The 18,578-nt window shown below is 61.6% G+C and carries 17 protein-coding genes and 5 tRNA genes; 11 read left to right on the plus strand and 11 right to left on the minus strand.

Features of this window, described 5'->3' with window-relative positions:
- Positions 1-88: 88 nt before the first annotated feature.
- On the minus strand, positions 89-1,111 hold the full coding sequence (locus QTJ18_RS11810) for a TerC family protein (RefSeq protein ID WP_252754819.1): 1,023 nt from the start codon (positions 1,109-1,111) through the stop codon (positions 89-91).
- A gap of 446 nt (positions 1,112-1,557) precedes the next feature.
- Between QTJ18_RS11810 and rpsD the strand changes: the two genes are divergently transcribed.
- Positions 1,558-2,175, plus strand: coding sequence for a 30S ribosomal protein S4 (gene rpsD / locus QTJ18_RS11815; protein ID WP_165219920.1), 618 nt, complete (start codon positions 1,558-1,560; stop codon positions 2,173-2,175).
- Positions 2,176-2,266: 91 nt separating this feature from the next.
- Here rpsD and sthA read toward each other — a convergent pair whose 3' ends face one another.
- The 4 genes from sthA to QTJ18_RS11835 form a co-directional block, all read right to left on the minus strand.
- Positions 2,267-3,766: a Si-specific NAD(P)(+) transhydrogenase gene (gene sthA / locus QTJ18_RS11820; RefSeq protein WP_252754820.1), complete on the minus strand. Its 1,500-nt coding sequence runs from the start codon at positions 3,764-3,766 to the stop codon at positions 2,267-2,269.
- A 159-nt stretch (positions 3,767-3,925) separates the two neighbouring features.
- Entirely contained in the window at positions 3,926-4,696 is a 771-nt protein-coding gene (radC, locus tag QTJ18_RS11825) for a RadC family protein (protein WP_489667260.1), read from the minus strand.
- Positions 4,697-4,758: 62 nt separating this feature from the next.
- Positions 4,759-5,598 (minus strand): type I methionyl aminopeptidase, encoded by an 840-nt coding sequence (map, locus tag QTJ18_RS11830; protein WP_252754822.1) that lies wholly within the window; start codon positions 5,596-5,598, stop codon positions 4,759-4,761.
- 256 nt (positions 5,599-5,854) lie between these two features.
- Positions 5,855-7,696, minus strand: coding sequence for a PHA/PHB synthase family protein (locus tag QTJ18_RS11835; RefSeq protein ID WP_252754823.1), 1,842 nt, complete (start codon positions 7,694-7,696; stop codon positions 5,855-5,857).
- A 139-nt stretch (positions 7,697-7,835) separates the two neighbouring features.
- On the opposite strand from QTJ18_RS11835, the gene QTJ18_RS11840 reads away from it, so the two are divergent.
- From QTJ18_RS11840 to recJ, 5 genes are all read left to right on the plus strand, one after another.
- Positions 7,836-8,234 carry an SHOCT domain-containing protein gene (locus QTJ18_RS11840; protein WP_252754824.1) on the plus strand — a complete coding sequence of 133 codons (399 nt, stop codon included), beginning with the start codon at positions 7,836-7,838 and terminating at the stop codon, positions 8,232-8,234.
- Positions 8,235-8,326: 92 nt separating this feature from the next.
- Positions 8,327-9,550: an LL-diaminopimelate aminotransferase gene (locus QTJ18_RS11845; RefSeq protein ID WP_252754825.1), complete on the plus strand. Its 1,224-nt coding sequence runs from the start codon at positions 8,327-8,329 to the stop codon at positions 9,548-9,550.
- A gap of 61 nt (positions 9,551-9,611) precedes the next feature.
- Positions 9,612-10,928 carry a homoserine dehydrogenase gene (locus QTJ18_RS11850; RefSeq protein WP_252754826.1) on the plus strand — a complete coding sequence of 439 codons (1,317 nt, stop codon included), beginning with the start codon at positions 9,612-9,614 and terminating at the stop codon, positions 10,926-10,928.
- 139 nt (positions 10,929-11,067) lie between these two features.
- Positions 11,068-11,298 carry a hypothetical protein gene (locus QTJ18_RS11855; protein ID WP_252754827.1) on the plus strand — a complete coding sequence of 77 codons (231 nt, stop codon included), beginning with the start codon at positions 11,068-11,070 and terminating at the stop codon, positions 11,296-11,298.
- A 148-nt stretch (positions 11,299-11,446) separates the two neighbouring features.
- Positions 11,447-13,249: a single-stranded-DNA-specific exonuclease RecJ gene (recJ, locus tag QTJ18_RS11860; RefSeq protein ID WP_252754828.1), complete on the plus strand. Its 1,803-nt coding sequence runs from the start codon at positions 11,447-11,449 to the stop codon at positions 13,247-13,249.
- Positions 13,250-13,290: 41 nt separating this feature from the next.
- On the opposite strand, the gene QTJ18_RS11865 is transcribed toward recJ, so the two are convergent.
- The 5 genes from QTJ18_RS11865 to gloA form a co-directional block, all read right to left on the minus strand.
- Positions 13,291-13,365: transfer RNA gene (locus QTJ18_RS11865), tRNA-Glu, on the minus strand.
- Between the two features lie 175 nt (positions 13,366-13,540).
- Positions 13,541-13,615: transfer RNA gene (locus QTJ18_RS11870), tRNA-Glu, on the minus strand.
- Between the two features lie 311 nt (positions 13,616-13,926).
- A tRNA-Glu gene (locus QTJ18_RS11875) sits at positions 13,927-14,001 on the minus strand.
- 155 nt (positions 14,002-14,156) lie between these two features.
- Positions 14,157-14,816, minus strand: a complete 660-nt coding sequence (locus tag QTJ18_RS11880) for a hypothetical protein (protein WP_252754829.1) — start codon at positions 14,814-14,816, stop codon at positions 14,157-14,159.
- A 157-nt stretch (positions 14,817-14,973) separates the two neighbouring features.
- On the minus strand, positions 14,974-15,414 hold the full coding sequence (gene gloA, locus QTJ18_RS11885; protein WP_252754830.1) for a lactoylglutathione lyase: 441 nt from the start codon (positions 15,412-15,414) through the stop codon (positions 14,974-14,976).
- A 227-nt stretch (positions 15,415-15,641) separates the two neighbouring features.
- Between gloA and QTJ18_RS11890 the strand changes: the two genes are divergently transcribed.
- From QTJ18_RS11890 to QTJ18_RS11910, 5 genes are all read left to right on the plus strand, one after another.
- A complete protein-coding gene (locus QTJ18_RS11890) occupies positions 15,642-16,220 on the plus strand; it encodes a cold-shock protein (RefSeq protein ID WP_252754831.1) in 579 nt (192 codons plus the stop codon).
- A gap of 28 nt (positions 16,221-16,248) precedes the next feature.
- Positions 16,249-16,752 (plus strand): DUF192 domain-containing protein, encoded by a 504-nt coding sequence (locus QTJ18_RS11895; protein ID WP_252754832.1) that lies wholly within the window; start codon positions 16,249-16,251, stop codon positions 16,750-16,752.
- A gap of 83 nt (positions 16,753-16,835) precedes the next feature.
- Positions 16,836-16,912, plus strand: a tRNA-Pro gene (locus QTJ18_RS11900).
- Positions 16,913-17,071: 159 nt separating this feature from the next.
- Complete coding sequence (locus QTJ18_RS11905; RefSeq protein ID WP_252754833.1) at positions 17,072-17,377, plus strand: ETC complex I subunit; 306 nt, start codon at positions 17,072-17,074, stop codon at positions 17,375-17,377.
- A 28-nt stretch (positions 17,378-17,405) separates the two neighbouring features.
- Positions 17,406-17,482 (plus strand) — tRNA-Arg (locus QTJ18_RS11910).
- Positions 17,483-17,511: 29 nt separating this feature from the next.
- On the opposite strand, the gene QTJ18_RS11915 is transcribed toward QTJ18_RS11910, so the two are convergent.
- Positions 17,512-18,549: a tyrosine-type recombinase/integrase gene (locus QTJ18_RS11915; protein WP_252754834.1), complete on the minus strand. Its 1,038-nt coding sequence runs from the start codon at positions 18,547-18,549 to the stop codon at positions 17,512-17,514.
- Positions 18,550-18,578: the final 29 nt, after the last annotated feature.

Raw genomic sequence — 18,578 nt, forward strand, 5'->3', positions numbered from 1 at the left:
TTAGCCTGCTGCGCGCAGAACGGAAGCGGTTCGATGGGAACCGCGCCGGAGCGAGCGCCGGCGCGGTCGGATTGAAGGATTGGCCTGCTCACTCGGCAGGTTTTTCCAGTTCCAGCTTGTTCGCCTCCGGCTTCTCGACCTGCGGCCGGTCGTTGCGGGTCGCCCAGAGCGAGCCGAGAATGCCGGCGGCAAGAATGCCGAGCGTCACCGTCAGCGAGACCACAGGCGGGATCTTGGCCAGTCCCAGCATATCGGCAAGGAAGATCTTCGAGCCGATGAAGATGAGGACGACCGACAGCGCATATTTCAGGTAGGCGAAGCGGTGAATGAGCGCCGAGAGGGCGAAATACAGCGCACGCAGCCCGAGGATGGCGAAGATGTTGGAGGTGTAGACGATATAGGGGTCGGTGGTGATGGCGAAGATGGCGGGGATCGAATCGACGGCGAAGATGACGTCGGCCAGTTCCACCATGACCAGCGCGAGGAAGAGCGGCGTGATGAAGGTCTTCAGCCGGCCGGTCGTCCCGTCCGTTTCCCGCACGATGAAATGATCGCCGCGCAGGCCATCCGTTACCGGCAGTTTGCGGCGCAGGAATTTCAGGACCGGATTGGAGGCGACATCATATTCCTGGTCGGCGGTCAGCAGCATCTTGATGCCGGTGATGATCAGGAAGGCGGCAAAGATATACAGAACCCAGTTGTAGTTTTCAACGATCGCGGCGCCCGCGGCAATCATGATGCCGCGCAGCACGATCACGCCCAGGATACCCCAGAGAAGCACCCGGTGCTGGTAGATGCGCGGAATGGAGAAGTAGGAGAAGATCATCGCGATGACGAAGATATTGTCCATCGCGAGGCTTTTTTCGACCACGAAGCCGGTCAGATATTCAAGCCCGGCCTGTTCGCCGCTCTGGAACCAGATCCAGCCGCCGAAGGCGAGGCCCAATGCAATGTAGAAGCCGGAAAGCGCAAAACTTTCCTTGATTCCTATTTCACGGCTGTTCTTGTGGAGAACGCCGAGGTCGAGGGCAAGAAGGAAGAGGACGACGGCAATGAAGGTCAGCCACATCCAGAGTGGCTTGCCGAGCAGATCGACAAAGAGAAAGTCCATGACGGGGTCTTCCGATGCCGGATCCAGGTTGACTGGGAAAAGCACCGACATCACGGTCGATCCGGCGATACACGTCAGAGGGGCCCGGTGCTGGGTCATGAGGTGGGAGGCGGAATTTCCGCTTTCAAGAGCCACATGAACAAAATTTAATGATGGCGCCGGTGGATAAGGCGGTGCGACCGGCCAGCCCTGCGATAGTTGCCCGCGATAGTGACCCGCGATAGTGGAAACACCCGGCTGTTGTTGACAATTCGATGACTTCCCCCTAAAGACCGCGCCAACGCCGGGTGGTAACGCCCGGTGTTTCATTTGACATGTCCCGTGGTTGTCTCCGGACGCTCCGTGAGAAACCTGTCAGAGAGGCCGGCAACGGCCACTCTTAGGAGGGCGTGTTTCCTTGATCCGGTCTGGCAACAGACCGGTGCAAACCTATGAAGGGAAATACGATGAGCAAGCGCGCGTCGTCCAAGTACAAAATCGATCGCCGAATGGGCGAAAACATCTGGGGCCGTCCGAAGTCCCCGGTCAACCGTCGTGAATACGGCCCCGGCCAGCACGGCCAGCGCCGCAAGGGCAAGCTGTCCGACTTCGGTGTTCAGCTGCGCGCCAAGCAGAAGCTGAAGGGCTATTACGGCGATATCCGCGAGAAGCAGTTCCGCGCGATCTATGACGAGGCCAACCGTCGCAAGGGCGATACCGGCGAAAACCTGATCGGCCTGCTCGAGTCGCGCCTGGACGCCATCGTCTATCGCGCCAAGTTCGTGCCGACTGTCTGGGCTGCCCGTCAGTTCGTCAACCACGGCCACGTGACCGTCAACGGCGTTCGCGTCAATATCGGTTCGTACCGCTGCAAAGCTGGCGACGTGATCGAAGTGCGTCAGAAGTCCAAGCAGCTCGTCACCGTTCTGGAAGCGGTTCAGCTCGCCGAGCGTGACGTTCCCGATTACATCGACGCCGATCACAACAAGATGGTCGCAACCTTCGTTCGCGTGCCCACGCTGTCCGACGTTCCTTATCCGGTCATCATGGAACCGAACCTGGTCGTCGAATTCTATTCGCGTTGATCGGTTTCGGCCAATCGACCCAAGCACAGAAAAGGCGGCTTTCGAGCCGCCTTTTTCTTGTCTGAAGATCGTCTCGCCGGTGCCGGCCGCCTCAGCTCGAGGCGGCCTTGCGCTTGGGTTCGCTCACCGGCATGGGCGATACGGAGGCGGTTGCGGGATCGGTCGATTGCGCGGTCGCCACCGGCGCTTCCTTCGGTCCTTCTCCCATCCGGTTCCAGGCATCCAGGCCGGCGATCTTGTAGGCTTCGGCAAGCGTCGGATAGTTGAACGTATTTTCCACGAAATATTCGACCGTGCCTTTCAGGTTCAGGACGGCCTGACCGATATGCACGAGCTCGGTCGCGCCCTCGCCGACGATATGGACGCCGAGAAGCCGCCGGGTCTTCAGCGAGAAGATCATCTTCAGGAGCCCGGTATCGAGGCCCATGATATGGCCACGTGAGGTCTCGCGGAAATGCGCGATGCCTGTCTCGTAGGGGATGCCGCGCTGGATGACCTCTTCTTCGGAAAGCCCGCAGGTGGAGATCTCCGGCACGGCATAGATGCCATAGGGGAAATATTGCGGCGGCTCGCTGGCCGGCGCACCCACGGCATGCCGGGCGGCAATGCGGCCCTGCTCCATTGAAGTGGAGGCAAGGCTCGGAAAGCCCACCACGTCGCCAGCCGCGTAGATATGCGGCACATCGGTCTGGAAGGTCTCCGGATCGACTTTCAGGCGCCCGCGGCTATCGGCCTGCAGGCCGGCGGCGGAAAGGTTCAAGGTGTCGGTGGCACCGACGCGCCCGGCGGCAAAAAGCACCATCTCGGCCTGCAGTGTCCGGCCGCTCTTCAGCGTCACGCGGCACTTGCCGTGATCGGGTTCCCGCTGCACGGCCTCGACGGTCTGCCCGAAGATCAGCTTCATATTGCGGTCGCGCAGCTGATAGGCGAAATCCTCGACGATTTCCTTGTCGATGAAGTCGAGCATCGAATCGCGCGGCTCGACCACCGTGACCTGCGTATCGAGAGCGCTGAAAATCGTGGCATATTCGATACCGATAACGCCGGCGCCAACGACCACCAGCGACCGCGGCACCTGCTTGATCTCCAGCAATTCGTCGCTGTCCAGCACGGCATCGCCGTCGAAGGGGATATGGGCCGGCCGATAGGGACGGGTGCCGACGGCAAGCAGGACGGATGTGGCGGTGACGCGCAGGACCTCCCCATCGACCTTGGCGATCTCGATCGTGTGGGGATCGACGAAGGTCGCCCGCCCGCGCATCTGCTGAACGCGGTTGCGCGCAAACTGGTGCTCCAGAACCTCGACCTCATGGTCGAGCGTGATCAGCAGGCGCCGGCGCAGGTCATCGGCGCTGATATCCTGTTTGACGCGGTAGGAGCGGCCGTAAAAGCCGCGCTCGCGCCAGCCCGTCAGGTTGAGAGCGGTCTCGCGCAGTGTCTTGGATGGAATGGTGCCGGTATGCACGGAGACGCCGCCGACGCGCCGCCCCTGCTCGACGACCAGCACCTTCTTTTCCAGCTTGGCTGCCTGGATGGCGGCCCGTCGTCCTGCCGGCCCGCTGCCGATGACGATTAGATCGTAATGATACATGAATGTGCCTCGTCTTGGGATGGACCACTCTATTGCACTGCAGCAGTCGCTGATGGTCAATGATAACCGGGATTTCTGACCAATTTCCTGTCGCGGCAGGTCGTTCCCGCAAAAGAGATAAAAATCCCGCAAATCGACAGGACCCCGCCGGCGGACCGATCAAATCAGCCGCAGCCCCTTCAGGCTTGCATGGCCGTCCCTTCCAATGATGATGTGGTCGTGGACGGTGATGCCGAGCGGCTTGGCCGTGTCGATGATCGTCTTCGTCATGTCGATATCGGCGCGCGATGGGGTCGGATCGCCACTGGGGTGGTTATGCACCAATATAATGGCTGTCGCGGAAAGTTCGAGGGCGCGTCGCACCACTTCGCGGGGATAGACCGGCGTGTGATCCACCGTCCCGCGGCCCTGGACCTCGTCGGCGATCAGGGCGTTGCGCTTGTCGAGAAAAAGGATGCGGAACTGCTCGCGTGCCTCATAGGCCATCGCAGCATGACAGTAATCGATCACCGCGGCCCAGGAGGAGAGAAGCTGCTTACCGCGCAACTCGCTTTTCAGCACCCGGTGACCGACACTGGCAATCAGCTTGATGTCGAGCGCCACCGCTTCGCCGACGCCGCTGACCTCCTGCAGGAGCGAGAGCGGCGCGCCGAACACGCCGGCCAGATTGCCGAACCGCTCGATCAGCGCCTTGGCGATAGGCTTGGTGTCGCGCCGCGGGATCAGCCGGAACAACAGGAGTTCCAGCACCTCGTAATCGGCCAGCGCCGTGTCGCCATGCTCGCGGTAGCGATCCCGCAGCCGCTCCCGGTGGCCGTGATAATGCGCGACGGCCACATCCGGCTTGACCGGCAGAGCGGGCTTCTTGCGCCCGCCGGTCTTCGCCGCCTGCTCGGCAAAAAATCCCCGCTCGTCGTCCAGCGCCTCCATCGGTTCATCCGATTCGTCCTGAACCTTTTCCGTCTCGGTCGGAGGACGCGCTGGCGACATGATCAGCCCTGGAGTGGAGGAAGGCCGGGCCGGTCGAGACCGCCCGGCGAAAGGGTGAAGACCTCGCAGCCATTGGCGGTCACGCCGACTGCATGTTCGTATTGCGCCGAAAGCGACCGGTCGCGTGTCACGGCAGTCCAGCCGTCGGAGAGCACCTTGACGTGCGGCTTGCCGAGATTGATCATCGGCTCGATGGTGAAGATCATGCCCTCGCGCAGCTCGGGACCTTCATCCGCCCGGCCGTAATGCAGGATATTGGGGCTGTCGTGGAACAGCCTGCCGACCCCATGGCCGCAGAAATCGCGCACCACGGAGCAGCGTTCCGCTTCCGCATAGGTCTGGATCGCCTGTCCGATCGCGCCTGTCCGCGCGCCCGGCTTGACGGCGGCAATGCCGCGCATCAGGCATTCATAAGTCACTTCCATCAGCCGCTCGGCCGCCCGCTTGATCTGGCCAACGGGATACATGCGGCTGGAATCGCCATGCCAGCCATCAAGGATATAGGTTACGTCGATATTGACGATATCGCCCTCGCGCAACGGCTTGTCATCCGGCATCCCGTGGCAGACGACGTGATTGATCGAGGTGCAGACGGAGTATTTATAGCCGCGATAGTTCAGGGTCGCGGGAAGGGCGCCGTGATCCATGCCGAATTCGAAGACGAATCGGTCGATCTCCTGCGTGGTGACGCCCGGCTTGACGATCTCGGCCAGCGCATCGAGGCAACGCGCCGTGAGCTGGCATGCTGCGCGCATGCCCGCAAAATCTGTCTGTGTGTCATAGAGCCGAATGGCGCCGGTGTTCTTCTTCGGTGCGCTCGCGGCTTCGATATAGGTAACCATGAATGCCTGCTTTCATCTTTCCGCTGCCCGTTTTAATCGGCGGCTCCGCTTTCGTCTATCGCGATCTCGGCCAAAATCCCTGGCACCCACCTGGCACTCTGCCGCCCTCGCCGCGCTGATTGATGCAGGGTCGCGACGCGCAGACGGTAGGCAAGGCCGCGTCAGCCGGGATGCCCACACGGTCGCCGCACGGCATCAGTAAGGGGAAGCGGCGGATCGAACCGGATCAGAAGGACTTGGATCAGAAGGACTTGGATCAGCTGCGGACCATGACATAGGTCCCGGGCGCATCGCAGAGCGGCTGCAAAGCTCGGCCGCCCGGTTCCCGCGCATCGACCCTCTCGTCATTGCGGGCCTCCATCCAGGCCTGCCAGTGCGGCCACCAGGATCCGGGATGTTCGGTCGCTTCGGCCAGCCAGTCGGCAAGCTCGCCCTTGACCGGCCCATTGGTCCAGTACTGGTATTTGCGCCTGTCCGGCGGATTGACGACGCCGGCAATATGGCCGGATCCGCTCAGCACGAAGGTTACCTCGCCGCCATAGAACTGGCAGCCGCGAAAGACCGACCGCGCCGGCGCGATATGGTCTTCCTTGGTCGCCAGGCTGTAGACGGGAACGGTGATATCCTTGAGCGACAGGACCTGGTCGAAGAGCACCATCTCGCTGGCGCTCAGGCGGTTCTCCAGATAGCAGTTGCGCAGGTAGAAGGCGTGGTTCGCCGCGGTCATGCGCGTCGAATCGGAGTTCCAGTAGAGGAGATCGAAGGCCGTCGGCTCCTGACCCTTCAGATAATTGCTGACGACATAGGGCCAGATCAGTTCGGAGGCCCGCAGCATGTTGAAGGCGCTCGCCATCTTCGATCCGGCAAGGTAGCCGGTCATGTTCATCTGCCGCTCCAGGGCGTCGATCTGCTCCTCGTCGACAAAGACCTTCAACTCGCCGGCATGCATGAAATCGACCTGCGTCGTGAAGAAAGTGACGGATTTCACGCGCTCGTCGCCGCGCTTGGCATGATAGGCGAGGGCGGCAGACAGAAGCGTACCGCCGACGCAGTAGCCGATCGCGTTGACCTCGGTCTCGCCGGTGGCCTGCTCCACCGCATCGAGCGCGAAATCCACGCCGTCGCGGATGTAATCCTCCCAGGATGCCAGCGCATGCTGCTCATCGGGATTGACCCAGGAGATCACGAAAACCGTGTGACCCTGGTCGACGCACCATTTGATGAAGCTCTTCTGCGGCCCGAGATCGAGGATGTAATATTTGTTGATCCAGGGCGGCACGATGACCAGCGGCCGCCTGAAGACTTTCGGTGTGGAGGGCGCATACTGGATGACCTCGCAGACCGAGCTGCGGGCAATCACCTTGCCGGGCGTGACCGCCACATTGACGCCCAGCTGGAATTTCGTCGTATCCGTCTGGCGAAGACGCCATTCGCCCCGTCCAGCGGAAATATCCTCGGCAAGGATGCGCATGCCTTCGACGAGATTGCTGCCATTGCTGGCGACCGTCTGACGGTAGACTTCCGGATTGGTGAGAGCGAAATTGGCCGGCGAAAGAGCCGAGGTCAGCTGCTTGACGTAAAAGGTCGCCTTGGCCCGGGTGTGCTCGTCAAGACCCTCGGATTTCTCGACGAGCTTCTCCGCCCAGGTCGAGGTCACGAGATAGACCTGCCGCAGCAAAGCGAAGAAAGGGTTTCGCCGCCAGTCGTCGTCGGAGAACCTTTTATCCTTCGGCAGATCCTCCGGCTCGCTCTCGCCGCCGGTGCCGGACAGGCGCTGCAGGGTGGACATCCATATGCCCATATAGGAGGCCATCAGCAGGCTCTGCGCCTCCAGCGTGCGCTGCGGCTCGGACATCCAGTACTCGATCACCCGCGACAGCGTCTTGACCATGTCGGTCATCGGGTCGATCGCATCGACGATCTCGCCGCGTTCGCGGGGCCCAAGCCATTCGGTGGCGGCCTTTCCGAGGTTTTCCGCCGCCCGGGCAATATTCATGGCAAGCGACTGGGGATCCTTGACGACATAGGCTTCGAACGCAGCCGGATCGAAACCCTTGAAGTCTTCGCCTGCATGGCTCGACTGGCCTTTGTCGTCCATGTATGTTGCGCTCCCTGTAAGCCCGGAAGAACCGGTTAATGCTTGTTTTGGTTTTTACATTGTGCCTGAAAACGAATACAAGTTCCAGCGATCAAGGCTGCCGGGCGGCTTATTCCATAGTAAAGGGTAGGATTGCGAAATGGTAAAACGGGCGCGACGGTGTGTGGGTCTGCCGGTCCTCATCTGCGTGACGGGCATGCCGCTTTTTCTGTCCGGCTGCACGAATTTCGCATTGGATGACGGCATCCCCAATACTGCACCGCCTGCCGTGGTGGTCGGTCCGCGAACGGTCGCACGGCCGGTGGCGCTCACGCGCCTGGATACCGGAACCTACCCGACCTTCGGCCGGCCCTTGACGGCAGCCAATACGCAGATCGGCGACGAGGAATATACGCGCAAGGAATCGCAGCTTTCCGCGCTGGCGGCGGCGCGGGCCAACGGATCCATCTCGGAAGCCGAGTATCAGCGCCGGATTGCCGCGCTGCGCCGCCTTGCCAGCGACCATGCCGGCGAGGCCGAACGGCAGATCACCAATTAGGCCTTGCCTTCCCGGGGGTTTGGACGCAAAGCAACGATGGGCGAAGTCGTCGCATGGCTTCGCTTTAGCCCCAATGTCGCAAGAGGTTCGCGATGGAAGAGTTTCATAAAGTCCGCAGACTGCCGCCCTACGTCTTTGAACAGGTCAACCGTTTGAAGGCCAGCGCGCGAGCGGCGGGCGCGGACATTATCGACCTCGGCATGGGCAATCCCGATCTCCCGACCAACAAGCTCGTCGTCGACAAGCTGATCGAGACCGTGCAGCGCCCCGATACGCATGGCTATTCGTCGTCCAAGGGCATTCCCGGCCTCCGTCGGGCGCAGGCGGCCTATTATGCCCGCCGGTTCGGCGTCAAGCTCAATCCCGATACGCAGGTCGTTGCCACGCTGGGCTCGAAAGAGGGCTTTGCGAACATGGCCCAGGCGATCACCGCGCCGGGCGACGTCGTGCTCTGCCCCAACCCGTCCTATCCGATCCATGCCTTCGGGTTCCTGATGGTGGGCGGCGTCATCCGCTCGATCCCGGTGGAGCCGAACGAGGAATTCTTCCGCGCGCTCGAACGCGCGGTCGCCCATTCGATCCCCAAGCCGATCGCCATGATCCTGTGCTATCCCTCCAATCCGACGGCGACCGTCGTGGAGCTCGATTTCTACAAGGATGTCGTGGCCTTTGCCAAAAAGCACGAGATCTTCGTGCTCTCGGACCTCGCTTATTCGGAGATCTATTTCGACGGCAAGCCGACACCGTCCATCCTGCAGGTTCCCGGCGCCTCGGATATTGCCGTCGAATTCACCTCCATGTCGAAGACCTTCTCCATGGCCGGCTGGCGCATGGGCTTTGCTGTCGGCAATGAACGGCTCATTTCGGCGCTGACGAGGGTCAAATCCTATCTGGATTACGGCGCCTTCACCCCGATCCAGGTGGCTGCGACCGCGGCGCTGAACGATCCGGATATCGACCAGCATATCGAAGAGGTCCGCCAGACCTACAAGCGCCGGCGCGATGTCATGGTGGAAAGCTTCGGGCGTGCCGGATGGGAGATTCCCCCTCCGGCGGCGTCCATGTTCGCCTGGGTGCCGGTGCCGGAGAAATTCCGGCCCCTCGGATCGCTGGAATTCTCCAAGCTCCTCATCGAAAAGGCGGATGTGGCGGTGGCGCCTGGCATCGGCTTCGGCGAGCATGGCGACGATTTCGTCCGTATCGCGCTGGTGGAGAACGAGCACCGCATTCGGCAGGCAGCCCGCAACATCAAACGTTTTCTCGGAACGGCCGACGATACGCTGCACAATGTGATTTCATTGAACGCACATCGCTGATTTTTTCATGGCGCAAAGGGCGGCGTTCTGCCGCCCGATCTTTATCGACAGGAATGATAGTATGGCAGACGCCCTCAAAATCGGTATTGCGGGTCTGGGCACCGTTGGCGCTTCGCTCGCACGCATTCTGACAAGCCGGGCGAATGAACTGGCCGTGACATGCGGGCGTGCCATCGAGATTTCGGCTGTGAGTGCGCGGGACAGGACCAAGGATCGCGGGATCGATCTCACCGCCGTCACCTGGTTCGATACGCCTGAGGAGATGGCCCAGAGCGCCGATATCGACGTCTTCGTGGAACTGATGGGCGGCGCCGAGGGCTCGGCCGATCGTTCGGTGCGGGCGGCGCTGTCGCGCGGTCTGCATGTGGTGACGGCCAACAAGGCCCTGCTTGCCCGCTGCGGCGTCGAACTGGCGCGCATGGCCGAAGAAAAGGGCGTGCTCTTGAACTTCGAAGCCGCCGTTGCCGGAGGCATTCCGGTGATCAAGGCGCTGCGCGAATCGCTGACCGGCAACGCCGTCAGCCGCATCTACGGAATCATGAACGGCACCTGCAACTACATCCTGACCCGGATGGAGAAGGAGGGGCTGACCTTCGAGGCATGCCTGAAGGAGGCGCAGCGCCTGGGTTATGCCGAAGCCGATCCGACCTTCGACATCGAGGGCAATGACACCGCGCACAAGCTTGCCATTCTCACCACGCTTGCTTTCGGAACCGAGATTGCCGCCGACGAGATCTATCTCGAAGGCATTTCCAATATTTCGATCGACGATATCCATGCCGCGGCCGATCTGGGCTACCGCATCAAGCTTCTGGGCGTGGCACAGCGCACCGAAAGCGGCATCGAGCAACGCGTCCATCCGACCATGGTGCCGCATGATTCGGTGATCGCTCAGGTGGATGGCGTGACCAATGCGGTGGCCATCGAGGCCGATATTCTGGGTGAGCTTCTGATGGTAGGCCCGGGCGCCGGCGGCAATGCGACGGCTTCGGCCGTTCTCGGCGATATTGCCGATATCGCCAAGAGCCGTCCCGGTACGCAGCGTGTGCCGGTCCTGGGCACGCCCGCTCTCAGCCTGTCGCCCTATCGCAAGGCGCAGATCCAGAGCCATGAAGGGGGCTATTTCATTCGCCTCACGGTGCTCGACCGCGCAGGCGTCTTCGCCAATGTGGCGACCCATATGGCGCAGAACGGCATCTCGCTCGAATCCATCGTTCAGCGCGCCAAAGGCACCGACACCGAAGCCAAGACAATCATTCTGGTGACGCATGCGACGATGGAAGTCGCGGTTCGACGCGCCGTCGAAGGAATGAAGGCGGAAACCTATCTCGCCGGCGAGCCGCAGGTCATCCGAATCGAGCGGCCAAAGGCTCTCTGACGCCCTCATTGCGAGGCTGAGCGTGGGACGCCGTCGGCAGCACTTCAACAGGCCGCGGGCAGCGCTGCAGGCGGCTCTGGTGCCGAGGCAGATTTGCGTCTACACTCGCTTCATCTTCACGAAGCGAGGGAGGCGCCAAGTGTCGACGATCATTCCATTTCGCCGGAGAGCGGCTGCAGCTTTGCCGATCCCCGCGGTTGAACCGGCCGATCACCGCTCGGCTCTTCTGACGCGCGGTGTGACCGCCTTTCCCCATGAGGCCCGGGATCAGATGCTGGAGGGCTATATCGAGCGGCACTGGGGCGTGGCGCTCGCTTTGGCCTCCTGGCCCTTGTGCTTGGGTGCATCCATCGTGCTGGCGACGCTCTGAGCGGCAGGCATGGGCCATCCTGCAGCCGGCGGCCTGGCGGAGAAGGCTGAGGCGTGGGCCGGGCCGTTCTTTTAAAATCACGCGAGCGGCTTGGGGTTTGGCGGCGACTGGGGTAGAAGCAGCCATTATTGACTGAACAAAGAGCGTGATGACCGAACCGGTTGACCCCGTCCCGCGTGCCTTTCTCGGCGTTGAGCAATCCGTCAGCGGACAAAGGTGGGTTCCCCGCCTGGACCAGGCCGGGCAGAACCGTGCGCTTGCGATCGCGCAGGTGCATGGCATTCCGGAACTGATCGCCCGCGTTTTATCCGGTCGCGGCGTCATGCTGGACGAGGCGCCGGCCTTTCTCGATCCCACCATACGCTCGCTGATGCCGGATCCACTGACCCTGACCGATTGCGACAAGGCCGCGGCGCGCATCGCGCTGGCCATCCAGCGGCAGGAGAAGATCGCCATTTTCGGCGATTACGATGTCGACGGCGCATCCTCCTCGGCTCTGCTCTGGCGCTTCCTGGCGCATTTCGGCATCGAGGCGGAGATCTATATTCCCGATCGTATCTTTGAGGGCTATGGGCCCAATCCGGCCGCGATACGCGGACTGATCGCCTCGGGCGCGCAGCTGATCGTGACCGTCGATTGCGGTTCGACCAGCCATGAGGCGCTGGCCGCGGCGGCACAGGAGGGGTGTGACGTCGTGGTGATCGATCACCATCAGATGGGGGCGGATCTGCCGCCCTGCATGGCCCTGGTCAATCCCAACCGGCAGGACGATCTGTCGGGGCAGGGGCATTTATGCGCCGCTGGCGTGGTGTTCCTGGTGCTGGTGGCAACGGCACGGCTGTTGCGCGAAAGCGGGGATCCGCGCGCGGCGACGCTCGACCTCCTGCGGCATCTCGATCTTGTGGCGCTCGCGACCGTCTGCGACGTGGTGCCGCTGAAGGGCCTGAACCGGGCTTATGTGGTCAAAGGCCTGATGGCCGCACGCCATATGGGCAATGCCGGCCTGGCGGCGCTGTTCCGCAAGGTCGGGATCGGCGGCCCGGTCACGCCGTATCACCTCGGCTTCCTGGTCGGCCCGCGCATCAATGCCGGCGGTCGGATTGGCGATGCGGCGCTTGGAAGCCGGCTGCTGACCCTCGATGACAGTACCGAAGCCGGTCAGATCGCCGAACGGCTGGACGAGTTGAACCGCGAGCGCCAGGCCATGGAAGCGGCCATGTTGGCCGAAGCGGAGGCGGAAGTCATTGCCGAATATGGCTCCGGCGAAAGTGCCATGGTGCTGGTCACGGCGAGCCGCAATTGGCATCCCGGCATTGTCGGTCTGCTTGCCGCGCGGCTGAAGGAGAAGTTCAAGCGGCCGGCCTTTGCCATTGCTTTCGATGCATCCGGCAAGGGGGCGGGATCGGGCCGCTCGATTCCCGGCTTCGACATGGGCAAGATGGTGCGCGGCGCGGTGGAGGCGGGGCTGCTGGTCAAGGGTGGCGGGCACGCCATGGCCGCAGGCCTCACTGTCGAGCGCGAAAGGCTCGGCGCGCTGCGGGCGCATTTCGAAACCATTGCCGCCGCGCAGGTTCCGGCGCTTGTCGCCAGCCACGTCCTGAAAATCGATGGCGCACTGTCCGCCTCCGGCGCGAATTTCGCGCTCTACGATCAGCTGGAGCAGGCCGGTCCCTTCGGCTCCGGACACAGCCAGCCGATCTTCGCCGTCCCTGCCCATCGCGTGGTCGATTCCCGGTTGATCGGCACGTCGCATGTAAAGGTGTCGCTGCAATCTCTGGATGGCCAGCGTCTGGAGGCGATCGCCTTCCGGGCTGCCGATACGCCGCTCGGTCATCTGCTCCTGAATGCCCGCGGCCAGCAGCTGCACCTGGCAGGCTGCCTCAGCGCCGATCAGTGGCAGGGGACGCGCCGGCTTCAACTGCGCATTCTGGACGCTGCCAGAGCGACCTAGAGGAAATTTTTGCAGAAGATTATCGAAGGAAGGGGAAGGGGTGGCACGCCCTAGGGGAATCGAACCCCTCTTTCCAGAATGAAAATCTGGCGTCCTAACCGATAGACGAAGGGCGCGTGCCGTGGCGCCCTTATAGGTGGGGCGAGCCTGTCATGCAAGCGTCAAAATGATGTTTTGGTGACGGTTTTTTCGACTTTCCCACAGCTTCAAAACCGCGCTTCGCGGACAGGTTTCATAAGCGCGTCCCTGGCGGGTAAGCGCTTCAGGAAACAGAAGAAAGGGGAATAAAAGTGGCACGCCCTAGGGGAATCGAACCCCTCTTTCCAGAATGAAAATCTGGCGTCCTAACCGATAGACGAAGGGCGCGTGTGGGCGCCCTTATACCCGCGGATTTTTGCGATGCAAGGGGAAAAATGACAGGCATGACGCAAATCTTGCGGACCCTATGAAAACCCGGCGGGCGGCAGCAAAACCGGAGCATGTATCGCAAATACCGGCGGCGATTTCGTCGACAGCGACATGCGGCGCGAAGACATCATCACGCCTCGAACGACGCTTGCCCGCGGCGAGCTGCTCTCACGCTCGCACGAGGCACTGCCACGCGCAGGCGGCATGTCAGGACGGTGCTTTGCGCGGCCGTACGGCAGGCGATCAAAAGGGAAATGAGGGAGATGGGGTGGCACGCCCTAGGGGAATCGAACCCCTCTTTCCAGAATGAAAATCTGGCGTCCTAACCGATAGACGAAGGGCGCGTGCCGTGGCGCCCTTATAGGGAGGTGATGTGCCGAGCGCAAGCGTCTTTTTTCGAGCATGTGGATAATTTCAAAGACAGCCTAACGCTGCGGAAGGCAGGCCAATTCAGCCGCGATTTCAGTGCATTACGACAAGAGGCCTTTCAGGCCTCCGCTCACCACATGCCGCTCTCGGCACCTGCCGGGGGTTCTGCCGGGGCCGCCGTGCTGCGGCTGCTGAACACGCTTCCCGCCATGGGATTGATGCCGCGCACGGGCGCATAGGAGGCCTCCGCGCCGCTGCCCCCCGCGCCCTGGCCGTTGGCGATCGCAAAGATACTGTTCTGGTAGGCATGGACGCCGGTCGGCTGCGTCACGACGGCGTTGAGATTGTTGGCGGCGGGAGCGCCCGTTGCGCCGGCCTGGAGAGAGGCACCGGACTGCGGTGGCGAGGCGGCCGATGCGAATGATCCCGGAGGGGCAGCGCCGTTCGGTGTGCGCAGCGGCAAATCCTGCGGCCCGGACCGGGCCTTGCCCGCCGCCGAAACCATGGGATCGACATAAAGCCCGGCCTTGGGCTTTGTCTCTTCCCCGGCGGCCGCAGTGATCGGTTCCTTGGGATCGGCATCCTCTGCGGCCTGTGCAACCTCGGTCACGGCCGGCTTTTCCGCCTGGCGATCGGCTTTCATCAGCGTCGAGAGGCTGCAGCCGGGCAGCGCGGCTCCGATCGCCAGCAGGAGCGCCAGACCGCGCAGGGATCTTTTTGGGCGCAATGGTCCGGTGACCGTGGAGGCGGGTGCTTGAAGCGAGGAGGCAAGGGTCTTGGGAAAAGGCATCAGATGGTCCAGCGACAGGAGGTCCAGGAAAACGGAACTGGAGCAGGCATGCCACACGAAGCCTGTGTCAGGCTGGGCATTTGAAGCTTCGCAAAACCGCTCTAAGGCCGTCCGGCGCAGCGGCTGCGCCGGACATTCTGCGGAGCGGCAGGGCCGCTTACCAGCTGCCGGTGTTCGGCATGGAGGCCCAGGGCTCTGCAGGGGCCAGGGCCGGCCCCTTCTGCAGGAGCTCGATCGAAATCCCGTCCGGCGATTTGATGAAGGCCATGTTGCCGTCGCGGGGCGGGCGGTTGATGGTGACGCCCATCTCCATCACGCGCTGGCAGAAATCGTAGATATTGTCGACTTCATAGGCCAGATGGCCGAAATTGCGGCCGCCACTATAGTCTTCGCTGTCCCAGTTATAGGTGAGCTCCAGCAGCGGTGCCTTGAGATTCGTGCCGGCCTCGACATCCTCGGGCGCAGCCAGAAAGATGAGCGTGAAGCGGCCCTTTTCATTCTCCGAACGGCGCACTTCCTTGAGGCCGAAGATCCGGGTGTAGAAGTCGAGCGATGCGTCCAGATCCTTGATGCGGACCATGGTGTGCAGATAACGCATGGGTCTTAAATCCTCCAGATTGCGTCAGGTCCCGACAGGCCTGCCGGGCAGGAAGGGATATGCGGCACGGCCCCGCCTCAGACAAGCCTCAGGCAAGCAGCGGCGATTAGAAAGATCGGAATAAAGCGCGGGCGGGGGCTTGCGCTGGACGAACGACGCGATGTTAACATATCTTATAAGAATCAGTTAACCGTGCCACCGTGACGCGTAACCCAGGGGCTGACAGAATGGCGGACAGAATGTCATCGAAGGGCGTGGCCAGCTTGGAAGAGCTGGGGGGCCAGCCGGTCGAGCTGATCGAAATCACCGGCGTGGTGAAGTGGTTCGACGTGGCGAAGGGCTTCGGCTTCATCGTTCCCGACAATGGCATGCAGGATGTTCTCCTGCACGTGTCCTGCCTGCGACGCGATGGCTATCAGGCCATCCTGGAGGGGACGCGGATCGTCGCCCTCATCCAGCAGCGCGATCGCGGCTACCAGGCCTTTCGCATTCTCTCCATGGACCAGTCCACAGCGGTGCATCCCTCGCAACTGCCGCCGGTGCGCACCCATGTGCAGGTCACCCCGACCAGCGGATTGGAGCGCGCGCTGGTCAAGTGGTTCAACCGCACAAAAGGGTTCGGTTTTCTGACCCGCGGCGAGGGCACGGAGGATATTTTCGTTCACATGGAAACGCTGCGGCGCTTCGGCCTGACGGAACTTCGGCCGGGCCAGGTGGTTCTTGTACGGTTCGGGCCTGGCGAAAAGGGTTTGATGGCGGCGGAAATCCATCCGGATGGCCCCTCGCTCCTGCCGCGGGCTCACTGACCAAGGGGTCTCGATGCCGGGAATTCTCATGCGACATGTCCATTCCACTTTCCTCGGAAGCGCCGTTCTGGCGCTTCTTCTGTTTGCGGCCGTTCCTCTTGTCTCGCCCGCGAACCATGCCGTCAGCGCTGCCGAAATCGTCTTTTCCACCGAGCCGCTGGCGATCAGGACCGCGGATGGCAAACGCCATGCCTTCACTGTCGAGCTCGCGCTCGACGCGCAGGAGAGGCAGCAGGGTCTGATGTATCGCCGGACCATGGCGGCCGATCACGGCATGCTGTTCGATTTCGGCGTGGCCCGCGAGGTGACGATGTGGATGCGCAATACGCTGCTGCCGCTCGACATGCTGTTCATCGATCGCGGCGGTCGCATCACCCATATTCATGAAGGCGCGGAGCCTTTGTCGGAGGCGATCATCTCGTCGAACGGCCCGATCACCTACGTGCTGGAACTGAATGCCGGGGAGGTTGCGAAACGCGGGATCAAGGTTGGCGATCAGATCGAGAGCCGGCAAATCGGCACCGCCGGGTAAACTGCTTTAACCTCTTCTTGAAAAACCGATTTTACAGTTGCGGGTGAGGGGCGAAGCGTGTATCTCGCTTCTCACCGTTGGAACGGAGTGTAGCGCAGTCTGGTAGCGCATCTGGTTTGGGACCAGAGGGTCGGGAGTTCGAATCTCTCCACTCCGACCATCGTCGTTGATCGGGCGCGGTGCGTTCCCTGAGGCGTTGATCGGCGGAAGCGACCGCATTTCGGTCTGCCGTCATGGCATCTCGGCCGTGAAATGTCGAATAACGGGCCGTGCTGCGTGACGATCGGCCATCAACGTGGTGCAAGGAGCGTCGATTGAAATGACTGCCAAAATTTATCGTCCTGCAAAGACTGCGATGCAATCCGGCAAGGCCAAGACCCATTTGTGGGTTCTGGAATTCGACCAGGAAGAGCCGCGGCGCATCGATCCCATCCTTGGCTATACGTCCTCATCCGACATGAAGCAGCAGGTTCGCCTGAATTTCGAGACGCAGGAACAGGCGCAGGCCTATGCCGAACGCAACGGCATCGATTACCGCGTCATCCCGCCGAAGGAAGCCAAGCGCCAGCAGGTGTCCTATTCGGATAATTTCCGCTTCAACCGTATCCAGCCCTGGACTCACTGATTTTCGAGCCAAAGGCTTGATCAGGTTCGGCCCCTTAGCTCAACTGGATAGAGCAACTGCCTTCTAAGCAGTAGGTCGCAGGTTCGAGTCCTGCAGGGGTCGCCAACGACTTTGTATCGTATTGTTTTTATTGATTATTTCGCTCTCGTCCCCTCACCATCATAAGGGTGTGGGGATAGGATGTTCTCCTTAAGTTTCCCAGCCGCAGCTTCCGCGAGCTTTCTTTTGTCGGCTCCCCTGGTGTAAAGAGTGGCCATCGCATCGCTCGACCAGCCGAATAGCGCCTTCAGTTCTGCATTGCTCCCGCCTGCTTCTGCGAGCTGCTGAGCAACCGTCTTGCGGATCCCGTGCGCGCGGCCGGAGACACCAGCTTCCTCGCACATCTTCCCAAACCAGTTCCCAAAGCTTTCCTTGCTCTTGAAAGGCCGGCCATGGACCGGCGTCACGAGAAAGGCGAGGTGGCCCGTGTTGACCCGTGAGAGACTTTCTCTCAGCACCGGGTGCAGCGGGATGAATAGGGGCGCCTCGTTCTTTTCCGCCTTGAGCTCGATCACGTCGTTTCTGATGTGCTGCGGGCCGATTTTCCACACGTCGCTACGCCGAAGGCCGGTGAAAAGCAGAAGCTCTAAGGCGAGCCTGGCCTGAGTGCCGGCGCCATGCTTCTTGTAGAAGGCAATGACATCGTCCTCGGTCCACGGCGCGAAGCCTTCGGATTTTACCTTGGGCCTCTTTACCCCTCGCGCCGGATTATCTTTCATGTAGCCAGCATCAACGGCCCATTCGAAAAGATAGCCCATTACCTTCATGAAGTTGATAGCGGCATGTGGTGTTGCAGCGCGCCGATCGCGACCAGCGGCAATCGTGGCGCGTGTTATCTGGCTCGTCAGAATCTTCCCGCCCTTTTCACATGCCTTTGCCAGGATGTTGCGGCGGTTTGCCTGCGTCGAAGCTTTCAGACCCTTGAACGCTGCGCTTTGCTGATACTTCTCGACCAGCCATGCAAGGGTGTGTCGGCCTGCTGGCTGTGTCTCAACTTTCTGACCAGCAATTAGCGCCTTCCAGGCTTTGATGAACTCAGGTGAACCATATTCGCCCGGTAAGCGGGCTCTTTTCCCATCACCAATGCGGAAGTACCAGACGACTTTACCGTGTCTGGTCACTTGCTTTTGCACATATTGATATCTAGGTCGGGGCATACCCT

The organism is Rhizobium sp. SSA_523 (assembly GCF_030435705.1).
Taxonomy (GTDB): Bacteria; Pseudomonadota; Alphaproteobacteria; order Rhizobiales; family Rhizobiaceae; genus Neorhizobium.